Annotated in this window: 16 protein-coding genes and 1 riboswitch; of the genes, 11 read left to right on the top strand and 5 right to left on the bottom strand. The window is 71.7% G+C overall.

What is annotated here, in order from left to right:
• The first annotated feature begins 384 nt into the window (after positions 1-384).
• On the top strand, positions 385-699 hold the full coding sequence (locus ACFY2A_RS00990; RefSeq protein ID WP_387166798.1) for a hypothetical protein: 315 nt from the start codon (positions 385-387) through the stop codon (positions 697-699).
• Between the two features lie 977 nt (positions 700-1,676).
• Here ACFY2A_RS00990 and ACFY2A_RS00985 read toward each other — a convergent pair.
• Positions 1,677-3,287, bottom strand: a complete 1,611-nt coding sequence (locus ACFY2A_RS00985; RefSeq protein ID WP_387166795.1) for an NlpC/P60 family protein — start codon at positions 3,285-3,287, stop codon at positions 1,677-1,679.
• 248 nt (positions 3,288-3,535) lie between these two features.
• On the opposite strand from ACFY2A_RS00985, the gene mqnE reads away from it, so the two are divergent.
• The 7 genes from mqnE to ACFY2A_RS00950 all read left to right on the top strand — a co-directional run bounded on the left by mqnE (position 3,536) and on the right by ACFY2A_RS00950 (position 10,869).
• The gene (gene mqnE / locus ACFY2A_RS00980) at positions 3,536-4,705 is read left to right on the top strand and encodes an aminofutalosine synthase MqnE (protein ID WP_363923736.1); all 1,170 of its coding nucleotides are present in this window, start codon (positions 3,536-3,538) and stop codon (positions 4,703-4,705) included.
• Between the two features lie 24 nt (positions 4,706-4,729).
• Positions 4,730-5,152 (top strand): hypothetical protein, encoded by a 423-nt coding sequence (locus ACFY2A_RS00975; RefSeq protein WP_363923735.1) that lies wholly within the window; start codon positions 4,730-4,732, stop codon positions 5,150-5,152.
• Positions 5,153-5,189: 37 nt separating this feature from the next.
• Positions 5,190-5,480, top strand: coding sequence for a DUF4229 domain-containing protein (locus ACFY2A_RS00970; protein ID WP_093403985.1), 291 nt, complete (start codon positions 5,190-5,192; stop codon positions 5,478-5,480).
• Positions 5,481-5,711: 231 nt separating this feature from the next.
• Complete coding sequence (locus tag ACFY2A_RS00965) at positions 5,712-7,592, top strand: M14 family zinc carboxypeptidase (RefSeq protein ID WP_387166791.1); 1,881 nt, start codon at positions 5,712-5,714, stop codon at positions 7,590-7,592.
• Positions 7,593-7,764: 172 nt separating this feature from the next.
• A riboswitch (cobalamin riboswitch) is annotated at positions 7,765-7,825 on the top strand.
• A 111-nt stretch (positions 7,826-7,936) separates the two neighbouring features.
• Positions 7,937-8,872 (top strand): ABC transporter substrate-binding protein, encoded by a 936-nt coding sequence (locus ACFY2A_RS00960; RefSeq protein ID WP_387166789.1) that lies wholly within the window; start codon positions 7,937-7,939, stop codon positions 8,870-8,872.
• A gap of 27 nt (positions 8,873-8,899) precedes the next feature.
• The gene (locus ACFY2A_RS00955) at positions 8,900-10,003 is read left to right on the top strand and encodes a FecCD family ABC transporter permease (protein WP_387166786.1); all 1,104 of its coding nucleotides are present in this window, start codon (positions 8,900-8,902) and stop codon (positions 10,001-10,003) included.
• A gap of 32 nt (positions 10,004-10,035) precedes the next feature.
• The gene (locus tag ACFY2A_RS00950; protein WP_387167477.1) at positions 10,036-10,869 is read left to right on the top strand and encodes an ABC transporter ATP-binding protein; all 834 of its coding nucleotides are present in this window, start codon (positions 10,036-10,038) and stop codon (positions 10,867-10,869) included.
• A 63-nt stretch (positions 10,870-10,932) separates the two neighbouring features.
• On the opposite strand, the gene ACFY2A_RS00945 is transcribed toward ACFY2A_RS00950, so the two are convergent.
• Both ACFY2A_RS00945 and ACFY2A_RS00940 read right to left on the bottom strand, forming a co-directional pair.
• Positions 10,933-11,697 carry a VOC family protein gene (locus ACFY2A_RS00945; RefSeq protein ID WP_387166783.1) on the bottom strand — a complete coding sequence of 255 codons (765 nt, stop codon included), beginning with the start codon at positions 11,695-11,697 and terminating at the stop codon, positions 10,933-10,935.
• A 134-nt stretch (positions 11,698-11,831) separates the two neighbouring features.
• The gene (locus ACFY2A_RS00940; protein WP_387166780.1) at positions 11,832-13,907 is read right to left on the bottom strand and encodes a HelD family protein; all 2,076 of its coding nucleotides are present in this window, start codon (positions 13,905-13,907) and stop codon (positions 11,832-11,834) included.
• Between the two features lie 173 nt (positions 13,908-14,080).
• Here ACFY2A_RS00940 and ACFY2A_RS00935 point away from each other — a divergent pair, with 173 nt between their 5' ends.
• From ACFY2A_RS00935 to ACFY2A_RS00925, 3 genes are read left to right on the top strand one after another with little or no spacing between them, the layout of a single operon-like run.
• Positions 14,081-14,662, top strand: a complete 582-nt coding sequence (locus ACFY2A_RS00935) for an ArsR/SmtB family transcription factor (RefSeq protein WP_387166778.1) — start codon at positions 14,081-14,083, stop codon at positions 14,660-14,662.
• A 41-nt stretch (positions 14,663-14,703) separates the two neighbouring features.
• A complete protein-coding gene (locus ACFY2A_RS00930) occupies positions 14,704-16,065 on the top strand; it encodes an MFS transporter (protein ID WP_363923728.1) in 1,362 nt (453 codons plus the stop codon).
• 33 nt (positions 16,066-16,098) lie between these two features.
• Positions 16,099-16,950, top strand: coding sequence for a menaquinone biosynthesis protein (locus ACFY2A_RS00925; RefSeq protein ID WP_363923727.1), 852 nt, complete (start codon positions 16,099-16,101; stop codon positions 16,948-16,950).
• Positions 16,951-17,102: 152 nt separating this feature from the next.
• Here the strand turns inward: ACFY2A_RS00925 and ACFY2A_RS00920 are convergent, their stop codons facing one another.
• Positions 17,103-18,035, bottom strand: coding sequence for a serine hydrolase (locus ACFY2A_RS00920; RefSeq protein ID WP_363923726.1), 933 nt, complete (start codon positions 18,033-18,035; stop codon positions 17,103-17,105).
• Positions 18,035-19,012, bottom strand: coding sequence for a hypothetical protein (locus ACFY2A_RS00915; RefSeq protein ID WP_363923725.1), 978 nt, complete (start codon positions 19,010-19,012; stop codon positions 18,035-18,037). The genes ACFY2A_RS00920 and ACFY2A_RS00915 overlap by 1 nt, the downstream gene beginning before the upstream one ends.
• Positions 19,013-19,159 lie beyond the last annotated feature (147 nt).

Raw genomic sequence — 19,159 nt, 5'->3', positions numbered from 1 at the left:
CGGTCGCGGACGTCCCGACCCACGCGGCGGGTTCGGACGTGCTGCGCTGGGTTCGAGTCGCACCCGGATCACCGCCCGGCACGTCCACCGCCGCGAGCGACCCGGCGGAGCCTGCGTGCGACCCGGCGGAGCCCGGACGCAGTCCCGGACGGGACGAGGGTCGGGGCGCGACCCCTGGCGAACTGGGCGCGGGCTCGTCCCGCCGGCCGCCCGGGTTGGTCGGTGGCGGCCAGACAGGCAGCGCCGGTGCCGGTACGACGGGAGCCGCCTCGGCCTCGCCAGAGCCGCCGGGCGAGACGGTTCGGGACATGGCGGTGGCCGCTGTGGGCCCGGCGGTGTCGGCGGTGGCCGCTGTGGGCCAGGCGGTGGCCGGTGGCGGGGGAAATGGCGGCACCGGCATCGGACCCGGTGGCGGCGGTGGTGCCGGTACGGGCGGACCGGGAGGCGGTGTCGGCGGACCCGGAACCGGTGGCGTGGGACGGGGGTCGGGCGGCGGAACGGGAGCCGGTCCCGGCGGGTACGGACCGGGCGTCGGCGGTGCCGGTGCTGGGGAAGGCGGTGCCGGCGACGGCGACGGCGGGGTCGGCCCAGGTGGGACCGGTCCGGGCACCGGGGGATGGGGTGCGGGTTCCGGTTCGGGTGCGGGTGGCGTCGGCGGTTCGGCCGGCTCGGGCGGCCGGGCGGGCTCCGGTGGCTTGACCGGCTCCGGTTCGGCTGGCCTGGCCGTTTCCGATTGAGCCGGAGCGGACCGGTAGACACCGGGCGCCCTGCCGCCGCCTCCGACGGACTGCGCCTCGTCCACACTCACCCGGCTGAGCCCAGGTACCCGAACGCTGGCCCGCGCCGGTTTCGGTGCCGCCGGCTCCTGGCTCGGCTGAGGTGTCTCCCGCTGGCCGGGAACGCCGGCCGTGCCGGTCACCGAAGCCAATCCGGTTAGGGCGACACCTCCGCTCGTTTGCACCGGTCCGGCGCTCGTGCCCACCGGTCCGGCGGTGGCCCGGTACGTGGTGCCCCCGCCGGTCGCGGTCAGTCCGGCGCCGGACGGTGACTGGCCGTGACTCACGCCGCCGGGTGCCGTCACCTTGGCGACGCCTGCCCGGCCCCGGGCCGATCCCACTGACCGGCCGGCGACGTTCGCGGTCGGACGGGCGGCGATGTCCGGGGTCGGACGGGCGGTGGGTGGTTGGGCCGGCTGATCGGCGGCCGGGTCCGGGGTATCGCCGGTGGCCGGCTCTGGCTCGGCGGTGGGGGCCGGTTCCGGCTCGGCGGTGGCGGTGGGTTCTGGCTCGGCGGTGGGCGCAGGGGGCCTACCCGCCGGCCCCGCCGGAACCTCTTGCTGCGTCATCGTCGCCTCCGCGCCACGCTCGCAACCGGACCCGTACCGCCGGACCGGGAGTGCCTGAGTGACACCGTGCCACATTCCACCCGTGCGGCACACCCGGAGTGCGTACCGCGTCGCGGGTGTCATCGGCCGCCCGGCAGCCGGAACATCGACCGGCGACTATCAGGCGCGATGTCGTGGCTGCCATGCGCCGACGGATACAAGTTCTGCGACCGTCATGTCTCCCTGACATGAGCATGGCGCAGGGGCATGACGGTCCAAGTGGAATCTGGACCCCGCCTCGTCGCTCTCGGTGACCGGCAGGTGTTTGCGGGCGGGGTGCTGTCGGCTCAGGTCACCGTCCGCCGACCGTGGACGGGCTGGCCGAGGCGCTCTCGTCCGGTGCCGCGCTGCTCGCCGCCGTGGTCGGGTCGGCCTTGCCGGCGGCCGTGGTCGGAGCGACGCTGCTGGCCCCGAGGGTCGGTGAGGTGGTCGTGGCGGCCGAGGTCGTCGCCGACGGGGTGGTGGTCCGCGACGGGGTCGCCGATGGCGTGGTGGATCCCGAGGGGGTGGCCGACGGTGTGGTCGAGTCCGACGGGGTCGGTGACGGCGACGTGCTGCCCGACGGAGTGGGCGAGGGCGTCGGCGTCCTGGTGGGCGTCGGCGTCTTGGTGGGTTTCGGCGTCGGCTTCGACGTGGGCGTCGGCGTCGGCTTGGGCTTAGGGGCCGGCGGCTGCGACGGGGTGGGCGATGTCGTCGGTGCCGGAACCGCGCCCACCACCCGGGTCGCGGCGTAGAGCCGGGACCAGCGAACCGTGGAAATCTTCACCACGTCACCGGTAGTCGGCGCGTGGATCATCTTGCCGCCGCCGATGTACATCCCCATGTGGTGGATGCTCTGCCAATTACTGCCCGAGGCGAAGAAGACCAGGTCGCCAGGAAGAAGCGCGGTGCGGGGCACCGTCCGTGAGCTGGTCGCGCGGTACTGGTCCCGGGAGACCCGGGGCAGCTGTCGATAACCCGCCGACCGGTATGCCGCCCATATCAGCCCCGAGCAGTCGAACGAGTCCGGTCCCTCGGCCGCCCAGACGTACGGGTCGCCGAGTTGTTTCCGGGCGTACGCGACGGCGGCCTTTGCCGTGGGGTGCGCGGCCAGCCCACCGGCGGACTGGTCGACGTAGTCGGCGCCGAGTTGCTGCTCGGCGGCCTCCTGCTGGCGGGCCAACTCCACCAGCTGCGCGGAATTCTCGTCGCGCAGCTTGATCAGTTCCGCCTCGGCGTCGCGCAGTGCCTGCCGGGTGGCGGTGTACTGCTGCTGAACGCCTTGAAGCCGCGACTGGGCGGCCGCGTGCGCCTGCGTCGCCACCTGCTCGTCGGCCCGGGTGCGGGCCAGCTCGCCGGCGGCCGGGCCGGTGTCGTGCCCGACCTTTTCTCCCCGGTTCGCCCGGCTGAGCAGATCCAGGTCGCGCAGGTCGGTGGCGAAGCCGCCGGGTGGAAGCGCGGCGGCAGCCTTGATCGCCTCGGCGGCGGCCTGGTCGGCACGCTGCTGCGCCTGCTGGACCGCGCCCCGGGCGAACTCCAGGTCACGCTCGGCGGTGAGGAGCTGGGTCTGTACCTCGTTGCGCTGCTGTTCCAGTTCGAGGAGCCGGGTGCCCAACTCGGCGACCCGCGCCTCCGCGGCCGTGATCCGGGTCTCCAGCGCGCTGGCGCCCGGAGTGCCGAGCGCCGGTGGCGTCAGGCCCGGGGTTGTACCGGCGGGCATGCCGGGTAGTTGGAGGGGACCGGTGGCCGTGGGACGGGAGCCGGTGTCGGGCACCGTGACGGGGATGCCGGGCTCGGCGTACGCCGGTGCGGCGAGGACCGTGCTGGCGACCGCGGCGAGCAGGGCGGACCAGAGCGCTGGGCGTAGCACCGGTGAGACCACCGGACCCCGTCGCCGCTGCCGTCCGTCCGCGCTGTCGATCATTCCGCTCCCCGTCCGGCGTTGCTCTGCCACGCTCGGTCGGCGCGGCGGTTCGGGACGCTACCAGTGTGTGTCGTGCCCCACCCTGTCTTACCTCACCCGGTGCACTGATGTCGATGTCTGGCCGGGTAACGGGAGGCTGAGAGTTCGCTGCTGACCACCACGGTGTGAGTTGCCGGCGTGGCCGACGTAGGCTCGGGTGGCGACCGCGTCCCGGTCGCGACCGCAGGTGGAAGGGGACGGGGCTTTCGATGGACGCCGGACTCAAGCGCGAACTCGAAGCGAAGGTGTACGCGGGGGAGCGGCTGACTCGTGAGGACGGGATCGCCCTCTACTCCAGCGACGACCTGACCTGGTTGGGGCGGCTGGCTCAGCACAGGCGCACCGAGATGAACGGCGACCGGGTGATGTTCAACGTCAACCGGCACCTGAACCTCACCAACGTGTGCAGCGCGAGCTGCGCGTACTGCTCCTTCCAGCGCAAGCCGGGTGAGAAGGACGCGTACACCATGCGCATCGACGAGGCGGTCCGCAAGGCCAAGGAGATGGAGGACGAGCAGCTCACCGAGCTGCACATCGTCAACGGCCTGCACCCGACGCTGCCCTGGCGCTACTACCCCAAGGTGCTGCGCGAGCTGAAGGCCGCGCTGCCGAACGTCAAGCTCAAGGCGTTCACCGCGACCGAGGTGCAGTGGTTCGAGAAGATCAGCGGACTGGGCGCCGACGAGATCCTCGACGAGCTGATGGACGCCGGCCTGGAGTCGCTCACCGGTGGCGGCGCGGAGATCTTCGACTGGGAGATCCGTCAGCACATCGTCGACCACGCCTGCCACTGGGAGGACTGGTCCCGGATCCACCGGCTGGCGCACAGCAAGGGCATGAAGACCCCGTCGACCATGCTCTACGGCCACATCGAGGAGCCCCGGCACCGGGTCGACCACGTACTGCGGCTACGCGAGTTGCAGGACGAGACCGGCGGCTTCCTGGTCTTCATTCCGCTGCGCTACCAGCACGATTTCGTCGACTCGGCGGATGGGAAGATCCGTAACCGGATCCAGGCCCGCACCACGATGGCCTCGCCGGCCGAGTCGTTGAAGACCTTCGCGGTCTCCCGCCTGCTGTTCGACAACGTCCCGCACGTCAAGTGCTTCTGGGTGATGCACGGCCTGTCGGTGGCCCAGCTCTCGCTCAACTTCGGTGTCGACGACCTGGACGGCTCGGTCGTGGAATACAAGATCACCCACGACGCCGACTCGTACGGGACGCCGAACACCATGCACCGCGACGACCTGCTGAACCTCATCTGGGACGCCGGGTTCCGTCCGGTCGAGCGCAACACCCGCTATGAGGTGGTCCGCGAGTACGACGCCGCGCCCACGCTGGCCGAGCGCCGGGCCGAGCCGCAGCAGGTCTGGGCCTGACCCGACGCGTACCCTGGCACGACGATGACCGAGCAGCAGAGCGCGTTTCCCCGCCGTGATGCCGACGGGCGGATCCGGACCCTGGGCGACCTGATGGGTGTCGGCCTGGCCGGGGTGGTCATCGGGCTGCTGGTGCTGGTGCTCTTCGACGTGGCCTTCGCCTGGTTCGGTGCGGGTGAGTTCGGTCAGGCCAACGGCTGGCTCGCCGTGATCCTGCCCGCCTGGCTGTTCTGGGAGGACTTCCGGGCCTGGAATTTCGGTGCGCCCCGGGTGGTGGCCGCGCTGGTGGCCGTGGCGATGGCAGTGGTCTCCGGGCTGCTGGTGGCCGGTGTGGCGACGGCGCTGCCGCCGCTGCTGTCCGGCGTGCTCGCCGCGACCACGTTCACCGTGGTGTACGCGATGATCTGGTTTCCCGGGGTGCGCTGGCTGGCCAACCGGACCGGCTGAGGCAGAGTGACGACGTGAGCGAGCGGAGCGAACGAACGTGAGTGCGGCGGTCAAGTACACGCTCGGCCGGATCGGTCTGTTCGTGGTTGTGGTGGCGGCCCTCTGGCCGGTCGACATGGACATCTTCCTCAAGTTGATCCTGGCGCTGCTGTTCTCCGCAGCGCTCTCGTTCTTCCTGCTCAAGGGCTGGCGTGACGAGATGGCCGAGGAGATGGCCGCGGCCGCCGAGCGTCGTCGCGTGGAGAAGGAACGGCTACGGTCCGCCCTGGCCGGCGACGACCAGGCCGACGGCGCGACCGGTGACCGGCCCACCGACGAGAAGGGCTGAGCGCCCGGGCCCTCGCCAGGCCGAGCGGCCGGACCGAGCGGCCAGCGGCAAATCCTGGGCCCGGCAACCTGGCACCCGGTTACCTGGCGTGCCGGTCGGCGGAAACATGTTGCCGGCATGAGGATCCGGCTGGGATGGACCAAACAACGATCAATATTGATATGACCGTGTGACCGGTGGTGGGCTGTCCGCTACCGAGCGGGGGATCCCCGCGCCTCCAGGAGGTTGTCCATGGCCTTCCGTTCCATCCCAGTCCGCCGTGCCCTGGCGCTCATCGTCGCCGCCGGGCTCGGCCTGCTCACCATCGCCGCACCACCGGTCTCCGCCGAGCCGGCGCCCAACCGGGACGCCCAACCGGCCGCCGTGCCCTACCGGGTGCTCGGCCCGAAGACCCTCGCCGACCGCAACGCGGTCGCCCGTACGGGCGCCGCCATCGACTACTCCGAGCACGGAGTGCTGCACGTCTCGGCCACCCGGGCCGAGGCCGCCGCCATCACCCGGCTCGGGTTCCGGCTGGAGGCGATCGCCGCGCTGCCCACCGACCGGGGGCAGGCCGACGGCGATGTCGGGATCCTTGGCTTCCCGTCGGCCGACTCCAACTACCACGACTATCCGGAGATGATCGCCGCGGTCAACAAGGTGGTGGCCGATCACCCGACGATCGCGCGGAAGATCAGTATCGGCAGCTCGTACGAGGGTCGTGACCTGGTCGCGGTGAAGATCTCCGACAACGTCGCCACCGACGAGAACGAACCGGAGATCCTGTTCAACGCCCAGCAGCACGCCCGCGAGCACCTGACCGTCGAGATGGCGCTCTACCTGCTCGACCTCTTCACCGACAACTACGGCTCCGACTCCCGGATCACCAGTCTGGTCAACGGCCGGGAGATCTGGGTCGTGCCCTCGGTCAACCCGGACGGCAGCGAGTACGACATCGCCACCGGCTCCTACCGGTCGTGGCGTAAGAACCGCCAACCCAACAGCGGATCGTCGTACGTCGGGACCGACCTGAACCGGAACTGGAGCTACAACTTCGGGTGCTGCGGCGGCTCGTCCGGCTCCACCTCCTCGGACACCTACCGGGGTCCGTCGGCGTTCTCCGCGCCCGAGACGCAGGCGCTGCGCAACTTCGTCAACAGCCGGGTCGTCGGCGGGGTACAGCAGATCAAGGCCAACATCGACTTCCACACCTACTCCCAGCTGGTGCTCTGGCCGTACGGCTACACGTACAACAACACCGCCCCGGGGATGAGCGCCGACCAGTACAACACCTTCGCCACCATCGGCCAGCAGATGGCGGCGACCAACGGCTTCACCCCCCAGCAGTCCAGCGACCTGTACATCACCGACGGCAGCAGCATCGACTGGATGTGGGCGACGCACGGCATCTGGGCGTACACCTTCGAGCTGTATCCGGGCTCGGCCTCCGGCGGCGGCTTCTACCCGCCCGACGAGGTCATCCCGCAGCAGACCTCGCGCAACCGTGAGGCGGTGCTGATCCTCTCCGAGTACGCCGACTGCCCGTACCGGGCCATCGGCAAGCAGGCGCAGTACTGCGGCAGCGACGGCGGGGGAACCACGGTCTGGTCGGACACCTTCGAGACCGCGACCGGCTGGACGACCAACCCCAACGGCACCGACACCGCGACCACCGGGCAGTGGGAGCGGGGCGCCGCGCAGGCCACCAGCTCCAGCGGGGCCAAGCAGCTCACCCCGTACGCGGGCAGCAACGACCTGGTGACCGGCCGGCTCGCCGGCAGCGGCGCAGGTGACTACGACATCGACGGCGGGGTGACCAGTGCCCGCTCGCCGGCTGTCGCACTGCCGTCCAGCGGCACGTTGACGCTGTCACTGGCGTGGTACCTGGCGCACGGCTCGAACTCGTCGTCGGCGGACTACTTCCGGGTCAGCGTGGTGCACAGCGGCGGCACCACGACGCTGCTCACCCAGGCCGGTGCGGCCAGCAACCGCAACGGTGCCTGGACGGTGTCGAACCTCGACCTCACCCCGTACGCCGGCCAGTCCATCCGGATCCTGGTGGAGGCCGCTGACACCTCGACCGCCAGCCTCGTCGAAGCGGCTGTGGACAACGTCACCATCACCTCCTCCTGAAATCGGACGGGGCCCCGCCACACCCCCTCGCGCGGGGCCCCGTTCCAGGGACCAAACGGGCAGACCGGCTTTCTTCCGGCGGCTCACCGGCGGATGTGCGGCAACGCGGCGGACTGCTCGGCGGGGCGTCGACGCGACGTGCGCTACGGTCTTACCGACCCGTTCCAGCGAAGCCGGTGAGACACCGGCGCTGTCCCGCAACTGTGATGCCCCGTTACCGGGGACGAGCCAGGTCGCCTGGGGCGTGGTCGCGATCCGCGCTCTCGAGGAAGGGCGCCTCGCGGACGGGTGCCCCCGGCTCCCTGTCGGCGAAGCAGCACACTCCTCGACCGACAGGAGGACCGATGTTCAGACGTACCCCCAGGGTCTTCGCCGCCAGCCTGGCGGTGGCCGCGCTCGCGCTCGGCGCCTGCGCCGAGAAGACCACCGACACCCCCACCGCCGGTGGCAGCCCGAGCGCCGCCACCTTCCCCGTCACCGTCGGGTCGCTGACCCTGGAACAGCGCCCTGAGAAGATCGTCTCGCTCTCGGCCACGGCCACCGAGATGCTCTTCGCGATCGGCGCCGGCCCGCAGGTCACCGCGGTCGACGACCAGTCCAACTTCCCCACTGACGCACCGAAGACGGACCTCTCCGGCTACCAGCCGAACGCCGAGGCGGTCGCGGCGAAGAACCCCGACCTGGTGGTGCTCAGCGACGACCGTAACAAGATCGTCGACCAGCTCACCAAGCTCAAGATCCCGGTTTACCAGACTCCGGCCGCGCAGACCCTCGACGACTCGTACCGGCAGATCACCGAGCTGGGCACGCTCACCGGTAACGCCGCCGGGGCGGCCGACGTGGTCCAGCGGATGAAGGACGACATCGCGAAGATCGTGGCCGAGGTGCCGCAACGGGCCGAGGCCCTCACCTATTTCCACGAGCTGGGCCCGGAGCTGTACACCGCGACCAGCAAGACCTTCATCGGTTCGATCTACAGCCTCGCCGGGCTGGAGAACATCGCGGACGCGTCCGACGCCGACGGCAAGAATGGCGGCTACCCGCAGCTGTCCCAGGAAGTGATTGTCGACGCCAACCCGGACTTCGTCTTCCTCTCCGACGTCAAGTGCTGCCAGCAGAGCGCCGCGACGGTCAAGGCGCGCAGCGGCTGGGGTTCGCTCACCGCGGTGCAGAACGACCAGATCGTGGAACTCGACGACGACGTCGCGTCCCGGTGGGGGCCGCGCGTGGTGGACCTGCTGCGGACCATCGCGGACGCCACCGCCAAGGCGTCCCAGTGACGATGGCCGCCGGGCGCTGACCGGGTAATGCACGACGTGCTGAAGCGCGGCCGCCCCGTCGCGCCGGCCGGGGCGGCCACCCCGCCCCGGCCGGCGGGTCTGCGGAAGCGTTGGCTCGCGACCGGGGTGCTCGCCGTGCTCGTCGCGCTGCTGGCCGGGGTCTCGCTCGGCCCGGTCAGCCTGCCGCCCGGCAGCGTCGCGATCGAACTGCTCAACCTGCTGCCCGGGGTACACCTGGACAGCGGGTTGACCGAGCGGGAGATCGCCATCGTCACCGAGCTGCGGCTGCCGCGGGCGGTGCTGGGTCTGCTGGTCGGCGGGCTGCTCGCCCTGGCCGGCGGCGCCTACCAGGGGGTGTTCCGCAACCCGCTGGCCGACCCGTACCTGCTCGGTGTCGCGGCCGGGGCCGGGCTGGCGGTCACCGTGGTGCTGACCCTGGGAGTGGGCGCGGGCGGCGCGTTGAGCGGCCTGCCGGCCACCATCCCGCTGGCCGCCTTCGTCGGCTCCCTCGGTGCGGTGGTGATGACCTACCTGCTCGGATCCGCCGGGGGACGCAGCCGCTCCCCGGCCACCCTGATCCTGGCCGGGGTGGCCGTCTCCGCCTTCCTCAGCGCCGGGCAGACGTACCTGCTGCAACGACACGCGGAAAGCATTCAGCAGGTGTACTCCTGGCTGCTGGGGCGGCTGGCCACCGCCGGCTGGCAGGACGTCCGGCTGGTGCTGCCGTACTTCCTGCTGACCAGCCTGGTCATCCTGCTGCACCGGCGGGAGTTGGACGTGCTGTCGGTCGGCGACGACGAAGCGGCAAGCCTCGGCCTGCACCCGCAGCGATCCCGGTACCTGTTGATCGCCGCGGCCTCGCTGGGCACCGCCGCCGCCGTCTCCGCCTCCGGCCTGATCGGCTTCGTCGGCATCATCGTGCCGCACACCGTACGGATGCTCGCCGGGGCGAGTTACCGGGTGATCCTGCCGCTGTCGCTGCTGTTCGGCGGCGCCTTCCTGGCCCTGACCGACGTGGTGGCGCGGACCGCCGCCGCACCGCAGGAGATCCCGATCGGGGTGGTCACCGCGCTGCTTGGCGGCCCGTTCTTCGTGGTGGTGCTGCGCTCGGCCCGACGGGTGCTGACATGAGCGCCTCGTCGCCGGTGTCGTCGTCCAGTACGCTGCCAGCCCCCGCCGTCGACCTGCGCGACCTGCGGATCAGCCTGGACGGTTCGCCGATCCTCGCGGGAGTCGACCTGACCGTCAGCACTGGCGAGTGGGTCACGGTGATCGGTCCCAACGGCGCGGGCAAGTCGACGTTGCTGCGCGCCGTCGGCGGCCTGCTCCCCGCGCCGGACGCCGTCCGGCTCTTCGGTACGCCCCTGGGTGAGCTGCGTCGCCGGGAACGGGCCCGGGTGGTGGCCACGGTCGCCCAGTCGCCTGTCGTACCGCCCGGCATGGCGGTGCTGGACTACGTGCTGCTCGGTCGTAACCCGTACATCCCGCCGTTGGGTCGGGAGTCCGCCGCCGACCTGGCCGTGGTGCACGAGGTGCTCGACCGGCTGGATCTCGCCGGCTTCCACGCCCGGGAACTGGCCACCCTCTCCGGCGGCGAGCGGCAGCGGGTCTTCCTGGCCCGGGCGTTGGCCCAGGGCGCCACCCTGCTGCTGCTCGACGAGCCCACCAGCGCCCTCGACATCGGCCACCAGCAGGAGGTCCTCGAACTGGTCGACCAGCTACGTCGGACGCACGGCCTGACGGTGCTGGCCACCATGCATGACCTGTCCATCGCCGGCGAGTACGCCGACCGCATGGTGCTGCTCGCCGACGGCCGCATCGTCGCCTCCGGCACCCCCGACGAGGTGCTGACCGAGGAGCTGCTCGCCCGCCACTACCGCGCCCACGTCCGCGTCATCCCCGGCCCCCACGGCCCCCTCGTCCTCCCCACCCGCCCCACCCGCCCCACCCGCGCCGATCATGCAGTTGTGGCACCTGATAAAAGCCGTGAAAGATGAAAAAGCGACGACCACAACTGCATGATCGGCGGGGTCGGCGGTGGGGGTGGGGGTGGGGGTGGGTCAGGGTGTGAGGGCGATGAGGGAGAAGAGGGCGCCGTGGGGATCGCGGAGGGCGGTGACGCGGCCGGCGGGGATGTCGCGCGGGGGGACCAGGATGGTGCCGCCCAGTTCGGCGGCGCGGGCGGCGGTGGCGTCCGCGTCGAGCACCGAGAAGTAGAGCGTCCAGTAGGCCGGTGAGTCGGCCGGGAACTCGCCACTCAGCGGGGGCATCATCCCCGCCACCAGGCGATCGCCGAGCCGCCACCCGGTGTACGCGACCTGACCCATCGGCTCCTCCTCCGGCTGCCAACCGAAGACCAGCTCGTAAAAGACCCGCGCCCCGTCCGGATCGGGTGTGACCAACTCGGTCCAGCTCATCGCGCCGGGAACGTCGAACACCTCGGCACCGGCGAAGGCCATCGGCTGCCAGACACTGAACGCGGCCCCGGCCGGATCGGTGAAGACCGCCATCCGACCCCGGTCGAAGACCTCGAACGGCGGCACCACCACCTGTCCACCGGCCCGCTGTACCCGGCCGGCGACCAGATCCGCGTCGTCGGTGGCCACGTACGTCGACCAGATCGGGACCTGATCCGGCACGGCGGGCGGGCCCGCCCCGGCCACCGCCCGGCCGCCCAGCAGGAAGACCGTGTATCCGCCCGCCGCCGGCTCGGGGTCGACCCGGCCGGTCCAGCCGAACAGCTCCGGGTAGAACCGCCGGGCCGCGTCGAGCCCCGGCGTCGCCAGGTCGGCCCAACAGGGCGTACCCGGTGCGACGCTGACCACGGACACCCCTCCCGACCTGCGGCGACCACCGGCCGGCCGCCCTCCTCGGCATGGTGGCACCGGCCAACCGCCGTCCGGGGTGGAAACGGGGGGAACGTCAACTGAACCGGCGACTCCGGTCCGCCGGTCGAGAGTCAGCCGAGCGGTGCGGGTAGCGGCGCGGCGTGCAGCACGGACAGCCGGGACACCGCCCGGGTGAGCACCACGTACAGCCGGTTCAGGCCGCGTTGCTCGGCGGACGCGATGGCAGCCGGTTCGACCGCGATGACGTGGTCGTACTCCAGACCCTTGACGAGGGTCGCGGGCATCACCGTGACGCGCGCACCGGTGGCCGGCCCGTCGGCGGTCGCGGTCTCCACCCCCGCCTCGGCCAGCGCCGACCGCAACTCGTCCACCGTGCCGTCGGCGGCGATCACGGCGATCGACCCCTCGTGCGTGAGCGCCGCCCGCACCTCGGCCACCGTCGCGGCCGCGAGATCGCTCACGGTACGCACCTCAAGCGCGCCGTCACCGCGCAGCGACTCGGCCGGCGGCACGTCGACAGCCAGCGCCGGTAGCAGCCGGTTGGCGAAGGCGAGCACGGCGGCGGGCACCCGGAACCCGATGGTCAACGGCACCACCGTCGCGTCCGGCTTGCCCAGGTGGCGCAGGCTCTCCCGCCAGTCGCTGGCCGCCCATGGCGCGGTGGCCTGGGCCAGGTCGCCGAGGAGCGTGAGCGAGCCGTGTTCACTGCGCCGGGCGATGACCCGGCACTGCATCGGAGACAGGTCCTGTGCCTCGTCCACCACGACATGTCCGTAGCCGGCCGGTCGTTCGAGCAGGCCGGCCGCCTCGTCGATCAGCACGGCGTCGGCGGCCGTCCACCGGGTCGCCTTCGCCGTCCGGCCCAACCCGGTACCGGTGGTGGGACCTCCCGACGCGGTGCGGGTGAGCAGGTGCTGTTCGTCGGGACTGAGCAGGCCGTCGGCGGCCTGTGCGAGCCGGTCCGGGTCGGTGTACAGCGCGTGCAGCAGGCCGTCCGGCGTGAGCGCGGGCCACACGGCGTCCAGGAATCCGGTGACCGGTTTCGACCGGCTCATCCGGCGCAGCCACGCGTCGCCCGGCGACTCCGCCCGCCGCGCCTCGGCCTGCCGTTGCAGCAGTCCGACCACCCGGGCCCGGACCCGGTCCCGCCCGACGGCGTACGGCAGGCGCTCCGCGCGGGTGTCCTGGACCAGCCGGTGCAGCGGCTCCAGCCCGATCCGCCAGCGGAACGAGCCGTCGGAGACGAGCACCGGTTCCGCCGGCTCGCCGACGTACGCGTCGACGGCCCGGCGCAGCACCTCGGCCATCCGCGCGTCGTGCTTGAGGGTGGCCACGACCGGCGGGTCCACCGCGCGTACCGTCACCCGGTCGACCAGATCCTCCACGGTGGCCTGCTCCACCTCGACTTCGCCGAGCGCGGGCAGCACCGCCGCGATGTAGCCGAGGAAGGCCCGGTTCGGGCCCACGACCAGTACCTTCGACCGCCGCAGCCGCTCCCGGTACAGGTAGAGCAGGTACGCCGCCCGGTGCAGGCCGACGGCGGTCTTGCCGGTGCCCGGGGCACCCTGCACGCAGATCGAGTCGGCCAGGTCGGCGCGGACGAGTTCGTCCTGCTCGGGCTGGATGGTGGCGACGATGTCCCGCATCGGCCCGACCCGGGGGCGTTCGATCTCGGCGGTGAGGATCCGGCTGGCCGTGCCGAGTTCCTCGCCCCGGTCCAGGTGTTCGTCCTCGAAGCTGGTCAGCTTCCCGTCGCTGAAACCGAACCGGCGGCGCACCGCCAGGCCCTGCGGGTCGCGGGCACTGGCCCGGTAGAACGCGCGGGAGACCGGCGCCCGCCAGTCAAGCACCAACGGTTCGCCCTGCTCGTCGGTGACGTGCCGGCGACCGACGTGGTATCGGCGGCCGGCGTGTTCGGCATCCGCGTCACCGAAGTCGAGCCGGCCGAAGAAGAGCGGGGTACGCGGGTCGTCGGCCAGTTCGGCGACCCGCCGGGCAAGGTGCCGGCCGAGCTGCTCGGCGGTGTACGCGTCTCCGGCCACCTTGTCGCCGGTGGCGAAGAGCGCCTCGGCGCGTTCCCGCATCCGGTGCAGCGCCGCCCGCGACCGGGTCAGGTGCGCACGTTCGGTGGCCAGTTCGTCGTCCAGTGCGGGTGGCTGGGGAATCTTTTGGGCGTGCAGGCTCATCCACGGACTCCTCGACACGGGAAGAAGGCTGCCGCTCGCGTTTCCGACTCGTGGGTCGGCGCGGGGACGTCCGCTGCGGTGCTACTCACCGCGGCCGTCGGGCGGAACGAACAGCCTACTGGAGAGCGTGCCGTGGACAACCGCTTTTCCTTCCGGCCGGGGATCATGGGGGCATGACGCAGGCGCACTCCGAGTCGCCCCGGGTGACGATCAGCGACCCGCAGACGCTGCGGGCGCTCGCCCACCCGGCCCGGCTCGCGATCATGGAACACCTGGCGACGACCGAGGGCGCGGTGACCGCCACCGAGTGCGCCGAGGTGGTGGGCCTGTCGCCGAGCGCGACCAGCTACCACCTGCGGGCACTTGCCAAGTTCGGCCTGGTGGAGCAGGCGCCGAGCCGGGGAGACGCCCGGGAGCGGCTGTGGCGTGCCGCGATCCAGCAATGGACCATCGACGCCGGCCGGGACGCTGACCCGTCGGTACGCGACGCCGAGCAGACCCTGGTCGAGGTCTTTCTGGCTCGGGGACTGGAGCGCAGCCGGGACTGGCTGCGCCGGGCTCCGGACGAGTCGGAGGAGTGGTATCGCAGCGCGATTCTGAGCGAGTCGTTGCTGCTACTCACCGCCGAGGAGTTGACGGAGTTGAACGAGGCCGTGACGGCCCTGCTCCAGCCCTACCGGAAACGCACCCGGACCGATCCGCCGCCGGGTGCCCGCCGGGTGGCCGTCCAGTACCGGGCGGTGCCGCTGGCCTGACATGCTTGCGCCGACCAGATGTGAAGCACTACTTTCGAAATATGTCTTTCACATCTGGGGAGTCGCGGTGGGCCGACGTCGCCCTGGCTACCTCCGCCCGTGGCTTCGCCACCTGCGGGCAGTTCCTCGCGGCGACCACGCTGACACTGACCCTCCAGTCGTCCGGCGCCGGTGGCCGTGCCGTGGCGGGGATGCTGTTGGCGGCGACGCTGCCGCTCGTGGTGCTCGCCCCGCTGACCGGTCGGCTCGCCGATCGGGTGGACAGCCGGACGCTGCTGGTCGGAGCCGGTCTGGCCCAGTCGGTGATCTGCCTAGCGCTGGCGTACGCCGGACACCCCTTGCTGGTCGTGGGTCTGGTCGCGCTGCTCGCCAGCGGCCTGGCCGTCGTCCAGCCGGTGCTCGCCGCCCTGGTGCCCGCCATGGTGCGCGCCGAAGACCTGCCCAGGGCCACCGCACTCAACCAGACCGCCGGCATGATCGGTGTGCTGACCGGGCCGGCCATGGCCGGGTTCCTGGTGGGCGCCTTCGGCACCCGGGTACCCCTGCTGATCGCCGCGGCCGGCTATCTGGCGCTCGTCGTCGCCGGGCTGCTCGTCCGTACTCGTAGGGGCGGTGCGCGGCGCGCCGCGGTGACCGGCAGCGGCCCGGCGGTGGTGGACCACGACGCCGCGACGGCAGGGAGTTGGCGGCTCCGGCGGGATCCGCTGCTGGCGGCGATGGTGGCGACGCTGGCCGGCGTGATCGCGGCCGTCGGCGCGATCAACGTCATCGAGGTCTTCTACGTACGCGAGACCCTCGGTGCCTCGGCCTCCGTGTACGGCCTGGTGACCGGCGCCTGGACGCTCGGTGTGCTCGGCGGTGCCTGGATCTTCGCTCGGGTGGCCCGGCGGTTCACCGACGACGGTGCCCTGGTGCAGGGTGGCCTGCTGCTACTCGGCGGCTGTTGCGTGGCGGTGCTGCTCTCGGTGACGGTCCCCACGGCTGCGCTGTTGGTGCCGCTCTGGCTGCTCGGCGGCCTCTGCAACGGCGGCGACAACGTCTTCCACAACGTGGTGGTGGCACGGCGGGTACCCGAGGCGGCCCGCGGGCGGGCCTTCGCCGCCGTGGGTGCCGCGGTGCAGGGGGCGGCAATGTTCGGTTACCTGGTCGGTGGTCTGCTGCTGGAGGTGACCGAACCTCGCCCGCTGATCGTCGGCTGTGGTGCGGCCGGGCTGCTGGTGCTGCTCGGCTTCGTGGCACCGGTCCGCCGAGCGGTGCGGGCCGAGCGCTCCCGTATCGGGCAGCCGCCGACACCGGAAGGCCCCGCGCAGGCCGGGCCGGCGGGCGCCGAGCCGGTGGACGCGGGGCCACCTAAAGCCGGGCCGGCGGGTGCGGGGTTGGCCACTTCAGCGACGTCCGGCTGAGCAGGTCACGGGAGGTGGGGATACGGTCGGGGCATGGTCGAGCGCCTCGCCCGCCCCCGCGTCGGGCACATCCAGTTCCTCAACTGCCTGCCCATCTACTGGGGGCTGATGCGCTCCGGCGCCCTGCTCGACGTCGACCTGCGCAAGGATTCGCCGGACCGGCTCAGCGCTCAACTCGTCGCCGGTGACCTGGACATCGGGCCGATCACCTTCGTCGAGTACCTGAAGCACGCCGACGAACTGCTGCTCCTGCCCGACCTGGCCGTGGGCAGCGACGGGCCGGTGCTGTCGGTCAACCTGGTCAGCACCCGGCCGCTGGCCGACCTCGACGGCGCCCGGGTGGCGCTGGGCTCCACCTCGCGGACCGGAGTGCTGCTCGCCCAGTTGCTGCTGCGCGAGCGGTACGGGGTCCGTCCGGAGTACTTCAGGTGCCCGCCGGACCTGACCCAGATGCTGCTGGAGGCCGACGCCGCGGTGTTGATCGGCGACGTGGCGCTGCGGGCGATGTACGAGGCACCCCGGCAGGGACTGACCGTGACCGACCTGGGGCAGGCGTGGCGGGAGTGGACCGGACTGCCGATGGTCTTCGCCGTCTGGGCGGCCCGTCGCGACTTCGCCGCAGCCCATCCCGGGCTGGTCAAGGAGGTGCACGAGGCGTTCCTGCGGTCGCGTGACCTGTGCCTGGCCGAACTGGACCAGGTCGCCGAGTCGGCGGCCCGGTGGGAGCCGTTCGACGCCAGCACGCTCGCGGAGTACTTCCGGGCCCTGGACTTCTCCCTCGGCGATCGTCAGGTCGCCGGCATCCGTGAGTTCGCCCGCCGCGCCGCCGCCCTAGGCGAAACCCCCCCACTACCCCCCACCGGCCCCACCTTCTTCACCCGCTGACCCCCGCCTCCCCCGCGACCCCAGCCTCCCCCGCGATCTTGCGCTTTTCGTCGCCGCTTATCGGGCATAAGCCGCGTTCCGGCGACCAGAAGTGCAAGATCGGCGCGGGTGGGGGGGGCGTGGCGCGGCGCGGGTGGGGGGCGCGGCGCGGGTCAGGGGCGGGTGAGGAGGGCTTCGGTGATCTTCTCGCAGTTCTTCATGCCGTACTCGTAGCCCTTGTTGATCGGGTACTGGAGCATCACGCCCATCGTCCAGGTGTCGCCTATCGCCAGGCAGTTGACGTGCATCTCCTGCTCACGGGTGCGGTCGACCCAGCCGTTCTTGATGGCGATCTTCTTCGCCTCGGCGGTCGGGAACGCCTTACGGATGCCGAAGTCGCCGGCACCGCGTACCTGGCGCATCTCGCTGAGCAACCATTTGGTCCACTTCGGGCCGGCGGCGGTGCCGTCGGCGATGCACTCGCCGAGGCGGGCGGTGTCCCGGGGGGAGAGTTCGGTACGGCTCCACCCGAGGTCGCTCGACACCTTGCTGTCGGTCAGGTCGCAGGTGGACAACAGCCGCTTGATCGAGGCGGACCGGCCGATCTGGGTGTAGAGCTGCTCGGTGCGGGTGTTGTCGCTGTCCCGGATGATCCGGGTCAGGTCGCTCAACTTCGCGTCGCTCGGGGTCTGCCCGGCGTCGGCGGTACGGCGCAGGTAGTCGGCGACGATCCACGCCTTGATGAGGGAGGCGGTGGTGCTGGTCTCGGCCATGTTCTCCGAGCCGATGATCTCGCCCGACCGGCGGTCCAGCACGCTCCACGCGTACCAGCCGTCGATGTCCAGGTCGATCTCCTTGGCCTCGAACGGCAGCGGCTCGGGCTCCGGCGAGGGGCTGGGTGACGGCGACGGTCGTACGCTGCGGTCGGTCAGGCTGCCGTCCCGGGCCGCCGGCGACTCACCCCGACCCCACTGTGCGGCGGCGGTGGACTCGAAGGGCGAACCGGGCAACAGGCGCAGCGAGACCAGGACCAGCCCGATCAACACGGCCGCGATCGCGATCAGGCGCAGCGGCGATGTCTCGCCGTTGCGGCTGCGGCCGGCCATCAGAGCTTCCCGATCGGCTGCTGCGGCACCTTGAGGGCGCCACCCGGCTGCGGCGTCACCAACTGGCTGGCGACGCTGGCGCAGACGTCCGCTCCGTAGTCGAGCCCGCTGCTCTGGGGGTAACGCAGCATCACCGCGAGGCTCCACTTCTCAGTCACGGCCAGGCAGTTGACGTGCCAGTTGCCGTCGTAGTTGAGGGGGGTCCAGCCGTTCTTGATGCTGACCGGGCCCTGGCTGGTGATCGACTCCGGCAGGCCGTCGACGATTCCCCACCGGCCGCCGCCCTCCCTGGGCTTCTGGTCCTTGGCGGCGGTGCTGCCGCGAACCTTGCTCATCTCGGCCAGCAGCCACTTCGTCCACTTCGGCCCGGCAGCGGTGCCGTCGGCGATGCAGTCACCGAGACGTACGGCGTCGCGCGGGGACATCCTGGTGAAGCTCCACCAGCCCTCGTAACCCCTGACGTTGCCGCGCTTGGTGTCGGTGAGGTCGCAGGTGCTGATCGCCCGCTTGATCACCGGGCCGGGTTGGCCGTTCGCCGGCGCCCGGTAGGAACCACCCGCGGCGGCGTAGACCTTGTTGGCCGCGTCGTCGTTGCTGTCCCGGATGGCCAGGCTGGCCAGCTTCTTCATCGCCGCGGGCGGCTCCTTGTCGCCGAGTTGGCGCAGGTAGTCGGCGACGATCCAGGCCTTGAGCATCGACTCGGTCGAGCTGGTCGCGGCCATGTTCTTGGAGCCGGAGAGCTCGTCGGTCTCCCGGTCGAGCAGTGCCCAGGAGAAGAACTCGCCCTTGAAGTTCACCGAGACCTTGCCGGCGGCCAGGGTCGGTGGCGGCGGTGGGGCGGGCGTGGGCGCGGCGACGCTCTCCGGGCCGGCGTCCGCCTCGCCAGCGGAAAGCCGGGCGTACGCGGCCGGCACCAGCATGACGCCGCCGAGCAGTACCGCCGTCGCGGCGAGCACCATGGTCACGCGAGATCGCATGAGCGGGTGAGCTCCAGATGTCGGGGCCGGGGGACCGGCTTGTTGCCAGGACTGACCGGTGCGGATCGCCTGGGTCGGGGGAAGCGACCCTGAGCTGGCGATCGTCTTCAGCCGATCGGTGTGACGGGGGAAGTCTACGTCCGGATC

Origin of the sequence: Micromonospora sp. NPDC000442, assembly GCF_042898635.1 — a bacterium.
Taxonomy (GTDB): Bacteria; Actinomycetota; Actinomycetes; order Mycobacteriales; family Micromonosporaceae; genus Micromonospora.
This window is presented reverse-complemented; position numbering and strand designations above follow the sequence as displayed.